At 72.1% G+C, this 13,869-nt stretch carries 8 protein-coding genes; 3 read left to right on the forward strand and 5 right to left on the reverse strand.

From position 1 onward, the window contains the following. Positions 1-286 precede the first annotated feature (286 nt). From N8I86_RS00905 to N8I86_RS00915, 3 genes are all read left to right on the forward strand, one after another. Positions 287-1,723: an FG-GAP repeat protein gene (locus N8I86_RS00905; RefSeq protein WP_263276761.1), complete on the forward strand. Its 1,437-nt coding sequence runs from the start codon at positions 287-289 to the stop codon at positions 1,721-1,723. A gap of 257 nt (positions 1,724-1,980) precedes the next feature. After that, a complete protein-coding gene (locus N8I86_RS00910; protein WP_073896498.1) occupies positions 1,981-2,379 on the forward strand; it encodes a gas vesicle structural protein GvpA in 399 nt (132 codons plus the stop codon). A 3-nt stretch (positions 2,380-2,382) separates the two neighbouring features. Then, a complete protein-coding gene (locus tag N8I86_RS00915) occupies positions 2,383-3,207 on the forward strand; it encodes a GvpL/GvpF family gas vesicle protein (protein ID WP_263276762.1) in 825 nt (274 codons plus the stop codon). Positions 3,208-3,241: 34 nt separating this feature from the next. Here the strand turns inward: N8I86_RS00915 and N8I86_RS00920 are convergent, their stop codons facing one another. From N8I86_RS00920 to N8I86_RS00940, 5 genes are read right to left on the reverse strand one after another with little or no spacing between them, the layout of a single operon-like run. Continuing rightward, complete coding sequence (locus N8I86_RS00920) at positions 3,242-4,453, reverse strand: ATP-grasp domain-containing protein (RefSeq protein WP_263276763.1); 1,212 nt, start codon at positions 4,451-4,453, stop codon at positions 3,242-3,244. Next, entirely contained in the window at positions 4,450-7,248 is a 2,799-nt protein-coding gene (locus N8I86_RS00925) for a non-ribosomal peptide synthetase (protein ID WP_263276764.1), read from the reverse strand. Before N8I86_RS00925 ends, N8I86_RS00920 begins: the two co-directional genes overlap by 4 nt. Positions 7,249-7,264: 16 nt before the next feature. Continuing rightward, on the reverse strand, positions 7,265-8,116 hold the full coding sequence (locus tag N8I86_RS00930; protein ID WP_073896493.1) for an SDR family oxidoreductase: 852 nt from the start codon (positions 8,114-8,116) through the stop codon (positions 7,265-7,267). Next, a complete protein-coding gene (locus N8I86_RS00935; RefSeq protein WP_263276765.1) occupies positions 8,113-8,826 on the reverse strand; it encodes a thioesterase II family protein in 714 nt (237 codons plus the stop codon). The genes N8I86_RS00930 and N8I86_RS00935 overlap by 4 nt, the downstream gene beginning before the upstream one ends. A 1-nt stretch (position 8,827) precedes the next feature. Further along, positions 8,828-13,843 (reverse strand): non-ribosomal peptide synthetase, encoded by a 5,016-nt coding sequence (locus N8I86_RS00940; protein ID WP_263276766.1) that lies wholly within the window; start codon positions 13,841-13,843, stop codon positions 8,828-8,830. Positions 13,844-13,869 lie beyond the last annotated feature (26 nt).

A 13,869-nucleotide genomic window follows, 5' to 3' on the forward strand; every position in this document is an offset into this window, starting at 1 on the left:
GGACGTGGTGTGGATTCAGTGAGGCAGTCGAGCCTCACTGGAGGAGCGCAGAAGCCTCGAAGATCATCACAGTGGCCTCACCGGTTCCGCTCGACCGATGCCTCGGGGCCCGCATCAGGACGTGCCATGGCGCGTTGCCAAGGGCCAGGCCACGGACCAACACGTTCACCAGGGCCGGACCTCGCAAGACGAATGGCCACCTTCACGCAACCCTTCGTACACCTCAGGAGTCACCTCTCCGAGAACCGCCGTTCTCATCATCCCCTTCGACTACGGGAGTTCCCCCGTGCGTGCACGCACCCTGGCCGCCATTGCCGCCGTAGCGGCCCTCACCGCCGCAGGTCTCACCCTGCCTCTCGCCGGAACGGCCGCGGCCGCTACGACCACTCCGCGGTTCGACTTCAACGGCGACGGATACGCGGACATCGCCGTCGGCATGCCCGACGCCACGGTGGACGGCAAGGCCAAGGCCGGCTACGTCAGCGTGATCTACGGCGGTCCGCAGAGCCCGAGCCAGTCCACCGGCGTCATCAGCCAGGCAGAGGCCGGCATACCCGGCACGCCCGAGGCGGGCGACCGCTTCGGGTCCTCCGTGGCACCCGTCGACGTGAACGGCGACGGTGTCTACGAACTCGTCGTCGGCTCCAGCGGCGAGTCACTCACTTCCGACCAGAGCAAGGACGAGGGCACCATCACCGTCCTGGACGGCTCGGGATGGGACGTCAAGGGAACCGTCGTGGCCAGGGGCGCGGGCGCGTTCAGCAGCATTGGCCGCACCCTCGCCACGGGCGACTACGACGGGGATGGCGACACCGACCTCGTGTACGGCGAGAACGGCGAGGAGAGCGGTTCGCTCCGGTTCCGCCCGGGCCCCCTCACCGCGGCCGGCGTGACCACCACCCTGCGCCGCTACAGCCTGGGCGGCGCCACCCGCGACCTGGTCACCGGCGACTTCGACCGCGACGGCCGGGACGACCTCGCCGCCACCTGGCAGGGCGCGGAGGACTCCGGCACCTTCCTCACGCGCTGGGACCACCAGGGCAAGCCGGCTCAGTGGTACGCCGACGCCGACCGGGGCGGCTCGCTCGCCGCCGCCGACTTCGACCGGGACGGCACGGACGACCTCGCGGTCGGCCTCGTACAGCCCAACCCCGAGGCGGAGAGCACGCATTGCGTGGACCGACTCGGTGGAGCGGTGCTCCTGCTGAAGGGCTCGAAGACCGCGGGCTTCGGCAGTGAGAGCGAATGCATCACCCAGTCGAGTCCCGAGGTCGGGGGTGCGGCCGAGGAGGGCGACGATTTCGGTGCCGCGCTGGCCGCGGGCGACCTGAACGGGGACGGCCGTCCGGAACTGGTGGTCGGCGTGCCCGGCGAGGACGTGGGCACCGTCAAGGACGCGGGCGGATACGTGACCATGAACGGCACGGAGCACGGCCTCCACGGCGGCCTGGCCCGCAGCCAGAGCACCAAAAACATGCCCGGCACGGCCGAGGCCGGCGACCGCTTCGGCGCTCAGGTGGCCGTCGGCGACTACAACCGCGACGGACTGCGGGACACCGCGGTGAGCGCGCCCGGGGAGAACGCCGGTGAGCCCAGGTCCGGTGGCGTCTGGTTCGCACCGACCAGCACCACGGAGACGTACCCGCTGGGCAAGTCGCTGACCCCGTTCGGCTTCGCACTCCCCCACGGAGCCATCAAGTACGGCGAAGTGCTGGGTCTCTAGACAGCGGGACCGATCCGGTGTGAGACGAGGCTCTCACGCTCTGTGACCGATCGCCCGAGGGTCGCGGTCGGCGGCGGTCCGGCACGCGGTGTGTCTGATCGCCGTCGACCCTCTCGCACTGGCGTTTGATCACGGGTGGTGGGGCTACTCGCCTCCCTAGGCGTCGTCACAGCGAGGGACAGCGAGATCGACGCGCTGCCGCCGACGGTGTCCGTCGGCGGAACCCCGCAGAGGCAGATGACAAGGGGTTGGTCGCGATGACCATGGTGACGCAGCAGGGCGGCGGAGGCGGCTCAAGCGGCCTCTACGACGTTCTGGAACTCGTCCTCGACCGTGGCCTGGTGATCGACGCGTTCGTCCGGGTCTCTCTCGTCGGCATCGAGATTCTGAAGATCGACGTCAGGGTCGTGGTCGCCAGTGTGGACACCTACCTCCGCTTCGCCGAGGCCTGCAACCGCCTCGACCTCGAAGCGGGGCCCCGCAAGCCGGCCGGCCTCACCGAGCTCACCGGGAAGCTCACCGAGTCCGGGGCCAGCGGCAAGACCAAGGGAGCACTCTCCGGCGCCGCCGAGACGATCGCCGATGCCTTCGGTCAGGCACGTGACGAGGGCCGGGAGCGCCAGGGTGAGCGGGCCGCGCGCAGGAGGGGGGAATGAAAGATGGGCACCTATGTCTACGGGATCGTCCGCGCTTCTCACTCCCCTCTCCCCCAGGATCTCGAAGGCATCGGAGAGCCCCCGCGGCCGGTACGCGTCATGCGTCAGGGCGAGCTGGCCGCGATCGTGAGTGACGCCCCCGAGGAGCTGCGGCCCAAGCGCCGGGACCTGCTCGCCCACCTGCGAGTGCTGGACGAGGCCGCAGCGGAGGGCACGGTGCTGCCGATGCGGTTCGGCAGTGTCTCCGTGGACGACGACACGGTGACCGCGGTGCTCGCCGAGCGGTCGGAACACTTCCTCGAGCGGCTGCAGGCGCTGGACGGCACGGCGGAGTACAACGTCAAGGCCAACCATGACGAGGAAGCCGTCCTCCGCGAGATCATGGCGCACCAGGAGGTCATCCGGTCGCTGGCGGACGCGAACCGGAAGGCCGGCGGCGGCACGCAGGAGCAGAAGATGCGGCTCGGGGAGATGATCGCCGCCGCCGTGCAGGAACGCGAGGTGACCGACGCGGAGCTGTTGCACCAGGCGCTCGCACCACTGGCCGCGCACGTCAGCGCCGGGGCGCAGAGCACCGGCTGGCTGGCCAACATCTCCTTCCTGGTGGACCGCCGGTCAGCGGAGCGGTTCCTGGCCGGCATCGAGGATTTCCGCCGGCGGCACCCGCACCTCGACCTGCGGGTCAACGGCCCGCTGCCGCCCTACAGCTTCGTCGACAGCTCCTCGTCCGAGCAGACCGAGCAGACCGACGGCGGCACCGCGCAGACATTCTGGACCACCGCCCAGCCGAGCGCCGCCCGACCGAACGCCGCCCAGCCGAACGGTTGATGCCCGGCGAACACTGGCTGCTCCCCCCAGGACCTCACAACGCCCGCAGCACCTCCAGGGCGACCGCTTGGGACGCCTTGTCGAGATCGGCACGGCACTGCTCCGCGCTCTCCCCCGCCACGGTGATCAGCGCATAGCGGCCGGACACATGCCCGTTCGGTGGCAGTCGGATCTCCTGGCCCGGCAGGGCGATCGCCTCCGCCGAGTCCACCGAGCCCGGCAGCGCGCCCGGCTCGATGCGCACGTCGCGCGCGATGCAGTCCGTCTCCGGGTACAGGAACCGCACGGCCGCGACCCGGCGGTCGCGTGCCGTCAGCTCCGGCAGTCGCCCGCAGGCCACCTGGGCCGCGGTCCGTGCGGCGTCGACGCCGAGTGCGAGCCGTCCGATGTCGGGGATGCGGTCGCCGCCGATGCGGGCGTTGATCTCGACGATCCTGGGGCCGCGTGCGGTGAGCCGCAGCTCGGTGTGGGTCCAGCCGGTGGTGAAGCCCACGGCGGTGTGGGCCGCCTGGACCACCTCCAGCAGACGGGGGTCGGACAGCAGCGCGTCCCCGCCGTCGATCAGGTGGCCGGTCTCCTCGAAGTAGGGCGCGAACCCGCATTCCTTGCGGGCGACGAACGCCGGTGTCATTCGGCCCTCGTGCCAGGCCGCGTCCACGCTGACCTCGGGTCCGTCCAGGTACTCCTCCACCAGGACGTCTCCGGGGGCCACCTCCTGCGCCCCGGGGGCGGTGGCCGCCCGTGCGAGGCGGAAGGAGCGGGCCAGCGCGTCGGCCGACTCCACCTTCACGACGCCCGTACTGGCGTTCAGCGCGCGGGGTTTGAGCACCAGCGGGTAGCCGACCCGGGCCGCGGCGGCGCGGGCCTGCGGCAGCGAGGTGACCAGGATCGACTGTGCCTGCGGCACCCCGGCGCGGTCCAGGGCCTCGCGGGTGGCCCGTTTGTCGCGGCAGCGCAGGGCCGCCTCGGGCGGGGTGCCGGGCAGGCCGAGGCCTGCGGCCAGCCGGGCGGTCTGCACGACCCTGGTGTCGTCCCAGGTCAGCACTCCCTCGCAGGGAAGCGCGCGGGCCGCCTCCCGCATCGCCGCGACGTCCGTGGTGTCCAGCACCGTGTGTCCGCTCAGGTACGGCGTCTCCCAGGTCGGCTCCCGGTCGGCGAGCAGATGGATGTCGTACTCCTCGGCCACGGAGCGCAGCAGGTAGGCGCGGTAGGCCTGGGAGCCGGCGCCGATCAGCAGCAGGGTCATGTGCGGGCTCCCGCCCCTTCGAGGACCGCCGTGAGGGCGCTCACCGTGCGGTGCAGATACAGCTGGGGCAGCGGGAACGTGGGCAGGCCCTGTTCTCGCATCGCCGCCAACAGCCGTACACCGAGCAGGGAGTTGCCGCCGAGGGTGAAGAAGTCGTCGTCCGGGCCGACCCGGAAACCGAAGAGCCTCTCCCACACCGCGCGCAGCCGTGAGGCGAGGTCGTCACCGGCTGTCTCGGGCACGGCGGTGTCCTGGTCCGTGAGCGGCAGGGGCAGACGGGCGGTGTCCACCTTGCCGTTGGGAGTCAGCGGCAGTGCCGACAGCGCGGTGAGGGTGGACGGCACCATGTGGTCCGGCAGGAAGCGGGCCGCGTGCCGTCGTACGTCCTGGAGGTCGCCGGTGAGGGCTCCGTCGGCGCGGAAGACGACGTAGCCGTCGAGACGGGCCCCCGCCGTGTCGCCGTCGGTGCCCTCGCGCAGCACCACGGCCGCCGCGTCGACCGCCGGCGCGTCCAGCAACCGGCTGCGGATCTCGTCCAGTTCTATGCGGAAGCCGCGCAGCTTCACCTGGTTGTCGAGCCGGCCGAGGTGTTCCAGCCGGCCGTCGGGCAGCAGCCGCCCGCGGTCGCCGCTGCGGTACATGAGTCCGGGGGCGTGCGGGTCGGGCAGGAAGCGCTGCTCGGTCAGTTCGGGGCGGTTGAGGTACCGGCCCGCCACTCCGCGGCCGCCGACGTGGATCTCGCCGGGGACGCCGGGCGGCAGTTCGCGGCCCTCGGGATCGAGGACGTAGACGTGCCAGCCGGGCAGGGGGCGGCCCACGGAGCGCGAGCCGGTGATCGCCTCGTGGCGGGTGACGGTCTGTGCGGTGACGTGCACGGTGGTCTCGGTGATGCCGAACATGTTGACGAGGCGGCACTCCTCCTCGGGATGGCGGTCCAGCCAGAACCTGAGGGGGCGGGTGTCCAGGGGTTCGCCGCCGAAGACGACCAGACGCACGGATGCCGAGATCGGCTCGTCCCGGTCCACCTGCGTCAGCTGTGCGAAGGCACTCGGGGTCTGGCTGAGCACGGTGACCCGCTCGGCGGCGAGCAGCGCGGCGAACTGCGCCGGGTCCCGCGACGCCCAGTACGGTACGACGACCAGCCGGCCGCCGGTCATCAGGCAGCCCCAGATCTCCCACACGGAGAAGTCGAACGCGCTGGAGTGGAAGAGCGTCCACACGTCGTCGGTGCCGAGCCCGAAGTCGTCCTTGGTGGCGGCGAGCAGGGCGGCGACGTTGCGGTGCGGTACGACGACGCCCTTGGGGCGGCCGGTGGATCCCGAGGTGTAGATGACGTAGGCCGGGGCGTCGGCCGGCTCCTCGGCGGTGTCGTCCGGTTCCCCGTCGGCGGCGAGGGCGGAGGGCGGTACGAGCCGTACGTCGTCGGTGCGGGGGAACGCCTCGGACTCGGTGACCACCAGGCGCAGTGCGGCGTCCTCGGTGGTGAAGGCGAGCCGTTCGCCCGGATAGGCCGGGTCCATGGGGACGTAGGCGGCACCCGTCTTGAGCACGGCGAGCAGTACCACGACGAGGTCGAGGGAGCGGTCGAGACAGACGCCGACCCGGTCGCCGGGGCGCACGCCCAGCCGCCGCAGCCCGGCGGCGGCTCCGGCCGCCTCCTGGTCGAGCTGCCGGTAGGTCAGGGTGCGGTCCCCGAAGGTGACGGCGGGCGCGTCGGGGGTGCGCCGTGCCCAGCCTCCCACGGTCTGTTCGATCCGCTCGGACCGCTCCTCGGGCGCCTGGTCCGGGGGCTGAAGGCCGCCGAGCCGGGCCAGGGCGTGCCGCTGGGGCGCGTCGAGCAGGTCGAGGCCGGTGACCGGGGTGTCGGCGTCGGCCGCGACGAGGGACCGGTGGGCGGTGGCGAGCATGCCGGTGACCCAGCGCACCGTCTCGGCGCCGAAGGCGGAGCGGCGGTAGAGGCAGGTGCCGGCGAGGACCGTGGACCCGTCGTCGGCGAGGTGCAGTGACAGGTGGTGCGGGGGTGCGAGGAAGGGCCGGACGGCGGTGGTCTCGGCCTTCACGCCCTCGCCGGTGAGCGGTTCGGGGGTGTCGGTGGTGAACAGGCCGACGGCGGGGGCGAGTCCGGCTGCCGGGACGGCCCGCCGTACGCGTTCGAGGTACTGGCCGACCGTGGGTTCCCCTGCGGTGCTGAGGGTGAGGGCGTGCTCCGCGTCCACGCCGAGCACCACTTCGTCGCGGCCGGTGCAGCGTGCCAGCACCAGGCCGAGTGCGGCCCGCAGGGTGAGTTCGGGGGCGAGGGCGCCGTCGGCGGGCACCGTGAAGGCGTGCTCGCCGGTGGCCGGGTCACCGGGCGTGCCGAGTCCCCACTCGGGGGGCGCCGTCCGGCCGAGGGCGTTCAGTGCCGCCCGCAGCCGCTCGCCGTGCTCCGCCGGAACCGTGCCGTCCGGCGCGGCGGCCGGTGGGGCCGTTTCGCCGAGCACCGCCCGGGCCAGCTCGTACGGGTCCGCCAGGACCGCCCGGTGGGCGACCACGACCAGGTCGGCGACCTGGTCCGGGTACCGCAGCAGGACTACGCGCAGACCGGGTCCGGTGTGCGGGTCGGCGGAGCGGGAGAGTTCGCGTTCCCGGTGCAGGGCGGCGATCTCGCTGTCCGCGCCGCTCGGTACGTCCTCCACCCACAGCCGGGCACCGCTCGCGGCGTGTGCCAGCGCGCGGCCGAGCCGGTGCGGGTCGGCCCCGGTGTGCACGCGCAGTGCCATGGACCGGCACAGCTTGTCCGTGTCCGTGTTGGTCATCGTGTTCCCTCCCCCGTCATCGGCTGGTGAAGCCACCGTCGACCGTCACGGTCGTACCGGTCACCTGGCGTGCGTCGTCGGAGCCGAGCCATACGGCCGCCCCCGCCACGTCCTCCGGCTCGATCAGCCGGTTCATGGGCTGGGCCGCCACGAAGGTCTCCTCGTGTTCCTCGACCGGCACCTCCAGGGACCGGGCGATCTCCGTGAGCATGCGGCCCTCGGCCGCGTCGTCGTCGCGCACCGAACCCGGGCACAGGGCGTTGACCCGTACCCCGTACGGCGCGAGGTCGAGGGCGGCCGCCTTGGTCAGCCCGACGAGGGCGTGCTTGGCCGTGACGTAGCCGGCGAAGTGCCGGTAGCCGACCAGGCCGGCGGTGGAGGCGACGTTGATGACGCTGCCGGAGCGGCGGCCGGTCATGGCGGCGCCCACGGACCGGATCATGCGCCAGGCGCCCGAGACGTCGATGTCGAGCATCAGGCCCCATTCGTCGGGCGCGATGTCGTGCACCGTCTTGCCCGACGGGGCGGCGATGCCCGCGTTGTTCAGCAGGACGTCGATCCGGCCGAACCGGTCCAGAGCGGTGTCGGCCACCGTGCGTACGGCGTCCAGGTCGCGGACGTCCGCCTCGGCGGTGATCACCGTGATGCCGGGGCCCTGCTCACGGCAGAGCCGTGCGGTGTGGGCGAGTTGCCCGGGGGTGCCCAGCGGGTAGGGCACGCCGTCCAGGTCGTGGCCGATGTCGGTGAGCAGCAGGTCGGCCCCGGCCCGGGCGTACGCCAGCGCGCACGCCCGGCCGATGCCCCGGGCCGCGCCCGTGACGATCGCGGCCTTGCCGGCGAGGGCGCCGGCGGTGAGCACCGGACTCATCGGAGCACCCCCGGCGCGGCGAGTTCGGCGTCCAGGAGCCGGACCAGGCCGACGGGCGAGTCCACCAGGTACATGTGTCCGCCGGGCAGTTCAACCTGGCGGCATCCGGCCGTGGTGGACGCCTCCCACTCGGCGGCCTGCTCCCTGGAGACCAGTTCGTCGGTCTCCCCGCGCACCGAGACCACCGGGACCGTGAGCGGCTTCTGGGAGGGCGCGAGGTAGTTCTCGTGCATCTCGACGTCGGCGCGCAAGGGCGGCAGCAGCAGCTCCCGCAGGTCCGGGTGTTCGAGTGCGGGATGGGAGTAGCCGGCGAAGTCCCGGACCTGTCGCAGGAATTCGTCGTCGCTCAGGCCGGTGGCCCGGGTCTCCCGCCTGGTCCAGGGGCCGGGGGAACCGGAGACGAACAGCTTGACCACCTCGGGCCGGCCGAGCGCGGTGATGCGGTGTGCCATCTCGTAGGCGAGGACCGCGCCGAGGCTGTGCCCGAAGAGGGCCACGGCGGGGCTGCCCGCGACCTGGTCCAGCACGGCGGGCAGCAGGTCGTCCACCGCCGCGACCACGTCGGTGTACGGCTGCTCGCCGAACCGCTCCTCACGGCCGGGCAGTTGGACGGGGGTGAGGAGGACGGTGTCGCTGCCGTACTCCTGGCAGCGGCGGAACGCCGAGGCGCCGGCGCCCGCGAAGGGGAAGCACAGAACGGGAATCCGCATGTCAGTTCTCCAGTTCGGCCGCGGACGCCCAGGCCCGTCGGATGAGTTCGCCGGTCTCGGCGGGGTTGCCCCGCACGAAGTAGTGGCCGCCCGAGGACAGCCGCTGGAAGTCGACGTGGTCGGCCACGCGTTCCCAGCAGCGGAACACGTCGGCGGCGTGGGCCAGCCCCTTGTCGTCGTCGGCGACGACGAGCGTGACCGGCGCCTGGATGCGCCAGTCGGGCCCGTCGTCGGTCAGGCCGATGAAGTAGCGGTAGCCGCCGCACACGTCGTGCCGGAAGAGACTGCCGGTGAACGCGGTGTACCGGGTGTCGAGACCGTCCAGTTCGCTGTAGCCGGTCTCGTCGACCATGTAGCGGATGATCTCGTCGTCGGTCCAGCTCTCGATCATCTCGATGGACTCCCGCATCTCCGACGCGGGCGGCAGCAGCTTGGAGCCGATGAAGACGTGCCGCAGGTCGAATCCGCGTTCCTCCAGCACCCGGGCCAGTTCGACGGTGACGGCTGCGCCGCCGCAGTGGCCCCACAGGATCAGGGGCAGGTCGGCAGTCGCCTCGATCCTCGCCACCGTCCGCTCGACCGTCTCGATGACGTCGGTGAAGTCTCCCGGGCGGCTCGGGTTGTGCCCGGGCGGTTCGAGCCCGTACACCACCAGTTCGTCGGTGAGTTCGCCGATGGCGTCGGCGAGCGGTTTGAAGTTGACCGGGTGGCCGCAGGGGTAGGGCACGCAGACGACCGCGGCCCGGGCTCCCTCGGCGGTGGACGACAGCAGGTGGAGCAGTTCCTCCTTGTCGTCCTGTTCGCGGGTGTCGACGAGTGCGGCGAGGGCGGTTAGGCGGGGCACGCGGGTCAGATCGGACAGCGTGACAAGGCCGTCGAGCTCCAGGACCACGCGGAGCGCGGAGAGCGAGTTGCCGCCCAGGGCGAAGAAGTCGGCGTCGGCGCCGATCTCCTGCTCCGGCAGGCCGAGGACGCCGGCCCAGGCCGTACGTATGCGGGCGAGGGTGGCCGCGGAGGCCGTGCCGTCGGCCGGACCGCTCGTGCCGGACTCGGCGCGCTGCTCCGCGGGGGCGAGGCCCAGCAGTGCCGCGTCCTCGTCGGCGAGCAGGTGGCGTGCCTCGTGCGGGGCGTCCGGCTCAGTCGTCATGGCCTCCAGGACGCGGACGAAGTAGCCGCCGATCCGGTCGATCTGCTCCTCGTCGTAGAGGTGGGTGTGGTAGTGCAGGCAGAGTTCGACCTCGTCGGTGAAGAAGTTGCGGGAGAACTCCGTCCGGAACGGGAACTCCGTCTCCGAGTCCACGCGCATGCCCAGCAGGGAGAACTCGGGCAGTCGCCTGAGGTTCTTCAGCAGGTAGAAGTGCGTGAAGTTGAAGGTGGTCTCGAACAGGGTGCGCTGGGTGGCGAGGTCCTGCTTCATCTTCGCCATGGGGTAGCGGCGATGGGGCAGCAGGTCCAGCTCGGCCTGGTAGACGCGGCGGACGAGGTCCGCCCAGGTGCCGCTCGCCACGTCCACCTGGAAGGGCACGGTGTTCAGGTGCAGGCCGAGCGTGGTCTCCGCGCCGGGCAGCTCGGGCCGGCCGCTGTGCTCGTAGCCGGTCATCACGGTGTCCTGGCCCGTGACCAGGCCGAGGACCTTCATGTGCGCGGCGAGCAGTACGTCCTTGAACGGCACGGACAGGGCGTCGGCGGTGGCCTCGACGCGCCGCGCGAGCCCCGCGGGCAGCGGTACGTCGCGCAGGACGACGGTGAAGTCGTCGGTGTGCTCGGCGCCGGGCCGCGGCGGCACGCTCGCGGGGCGCGGGTCCGCCAGCACCGAGCGCCAGAAGTCCTTCGACTCGGGCGAGCGCAGGGCCTGTTGTTCCAGGCCGACGAAGTTGCGCAGGTGGTTGTCGACCGGGGGGCGTGAGGTGTCGCGGCCCTCGCGGATCTGGTGGTACAGCTCGAACAGCTGGGTGTGCAGCAGCGAGATGGACCAGCCGTCCAGTGCCGAGTTGTGCTGGCTGACCGTGTAGCGGTAGCGGTCGTCGCCGAGCACCTGCACATGGAGGGTGACCAGGCCGCCCTCCTCCCACACGAACGCGCGGGACTTCTCGCGGGCCAGCCACGCCTCGTGCCAGGCCTCCTGTCCGGCCTCGTCGAGGTGGCGCAGGTCGTCGACGGTCAAGGGCGGCGGCACGTCACGGTGGACGATCTGGAGGAACTCACTGTAGCCGGTGAGGTGGTAGGTGGTGCGCAGGATCGGGTGCCGGCCGGTCAACTGCCGGACGGCCTCGGTGAACGCCTCGGTGTCGAAGGCGCCGGTGATCGAGTAGCTCAGCACGTCGTGGTACTGGCCGAGGCCGCCGGTGATCTCGGTCTGGAAGATCAGGCCCGCCTGGAGCATGGACAGCGGGTAGGCGTCCTCCGCGTCCTCGGGCAGCAGGGCCCGGTCGGCCTCGGAGATCAGCTCGAACGGCTGGAAGGCGCCGCGTGCCGCCACGTCCGCGACGACGTCACCGGTCGTGGCGTCGCCGTCGATGGACTCGACGAGCTGGGCGATGGTCTGGTGCCGGAACAGCTGCTGGAAGGTGAAGTCGAGTCCCTTCGCCCGGGACTTGGCGAGCACGGAGACGAAATGGATCGAGTTGCCGCCCAGGGCGAAGAAGTTGTCGTGTACGCCGACCCGTGCGACACCGAGGACGTCCCGCCAGATGCCGGCGAGGGTCTCCTCCCGCTCGTCCCGCGGCGCCACGTGGGCGGGTGCCCTCCTGCTCAGGGCTTCGGGGGTGCGCAGGTACGCCCGGTCCAGTTTGCCGTTGGGCGTGAGCGGGAGCTGCTCCAGCACCAGGACACGGCCCGGGATCATGTACTCCGGCAGCTCCTCGCGGATGTGCTCCTTCAGCGCCGTCTCGCTCACCTCGCCGTCCAGGACGACGAAGCCGCGCAGCGAGGTCTGCCAGCCGTCGTCGACGGCGACCACCGCCGCGTCGCGCACCTGGTCGTGGGCGCGCAGTCGCTCCTCGATCTCGCCCGGCTCGACGCGGAAGCCGCGCACCTTCACCTGGAGGTCGACGCGGCCCAGGTAGTCGAGCGTGCCGTCGGGCAGCAGACGGGCCCGGTCGCCGGTGCGGTACAGCCGCTCCTCGCCGGTGGCGGCGCGTACGGCCGCGCCGGTGACGAACTTCTCCGCGGTCAGCTCGGGCCGCCCGAGGTAGCCGCGGGCCACGCCGACGCCCCCGATGTGGAGTTCGCCGGGGACGCCCACCGCGCTGCGGCGGCCCTCGGCGTCGAGTACGTACAGCCGGACGTTGTCGATGGGCCGGCCGATGGGCAGCCGGGCGAGGTGGGCGAGGCCGGCCACCGGCTGATGGGTGACGTCCACCGTCGCCTCGGTGGGTCCGTAGAGGTTGACGAGCCGGGCGCCGGGGACGAGTTCGGCGAACTTCTCGCTCTGGGTGGGGTTCAGTGCCTCGCCGCTGGTGAAGACCTGGCGCAGCGTGCCGAGTTCGGTGCCGTCGCCGAACCGGGCGAGATGCCCCAGGAACATGGTGAGCATCGAGGGCACGAAGTGCACGGTGGTGACGCGGTGCTTCTCGATCACGGCGAGCAGCGCGGCGGGGTCCTTCTCGGCGCCGGGGGCGGGCAGCGCGAGGGCGGCTCCGGTGAAGGACCACCAGAACAGCTCCCAGACGGAGACGTCGAAGGAGACGGAGGTCTTCTGCAGGAGGACGTCACCGGGGGCGATCGGGTAGGCGCGCTGCATCCAGGTCAACCGGTTGACGGCGCTGCGGTGTTCCACCAGGACGCCCTTGGGGCGCCCGGTCGAACCGGAGGTGTAGATGACGTAGGCGGCGTCCCCTGCGGCGGCCGACGGTGCGACGGGCCCGGAGTCGGCCGCGTAGGACGCTTCGTCGTCCAGGTCGATCCCGGGTGTGGCGCCGGCGGCGTCGGCGAAGCGGGCCTGGTGCAGGACGAGGCGGGCGGAGCTGTCGTCGAGCAGGTAGTCGATGCGCGACCGGGGGTAGGAGGGGTCGACCGGCAGGTAGGCCGCGCCCGCCTTCAGTACGGCGAGGATGCCGGCGATCAGCTCCGGGGAGCGGTCGGCGATCAGGGCGACGATGGCGCCCGGACCGATCCCGCGCTCGCGCAGGGTGTGGGCCAACCGGTCGGAGCGCGCGTCGAGTTCCGCGAAGCTGACGGTGGTGTCGTCGGTGAGGAGGGCCGGTGCGTCGGGCGTGCGGGCCGCCTGGGCGGTGAACAGGCCGTGCAGGGTGGCGTCTTCGTCGAAGGGCTGCCGGGTGTCGTTGCTCGCCGCGATGACGGCGTCGTCCTCGGCGGTGCGCAGCTCGATCCGGTGCACCGGCAGGTCCGGCTCGGCCGTGGCGCGATCCAGCAGCAGCGCGTACTGGGCGACGGCGTACCGCATGGAGTCCTCGGCGAAGCGGTGGCGGTCGTAGTGGAGGCTCACCACCAGTTCGCCGTCCTCGCGGGCGACGACGAAGCGGGTGCCGCCCGGGGTGCGCGGGCCGGGGTCGTGGAAGTCCGTCAGTTCCAGCGCGGTCTCGAAGACGTCGGAGCGACCCAGCTGGGCGGCGAGTTCGGCGAGCGCGAAGTCCTGGTGCTGTTCGGCCTCGCGTACGGCGGTCGAGACCCTGGACAGCAGTTCGCGCAGGGTGCCGCCGGGCCGGGCGCGTACCAGCAGGGGACCGCCCGCGAACTCGGGCGCGGCGCCGCGCGTCGGCTGGGCGACGGTCACCTCGTCCTGGCCGGTGTGGCGGCCCAGCAGGGCGACCAGCGCGGCGGTGAGCACGACGTGGAGCATGTCGGGCTTGCCGCGGCTGATCCGGTCGAGCCGTTCGGTGAGGGCCGTACCGAGGCGGCGGACGTGCGTTCCGGTCTCCGGTGCGCGTCGGCCGTCGCGCGGCCGGAGGTCGGGGAGGAAGCCGGAGGGCTGCGCGAGGGCGGCCAGCTGGGATCGCCAGTGACCGTCGTGCGTGTCCGGTGCGGAGAGTGCTGCCTCGTGGTCGAGCGATTGCATGCGATGTCTCCTGCGCTGAAGCGACG

Source organism: Streptomyces albidicamelliae, from assembly GCF_025642175.1.
GTDB classification, from domain to species: Bacteria; Actinomycetota; Actinomycetes; order Streptomycetales; family Streptomycetaceae; genus Streptomyces; species Streptomyces albidocamelliae.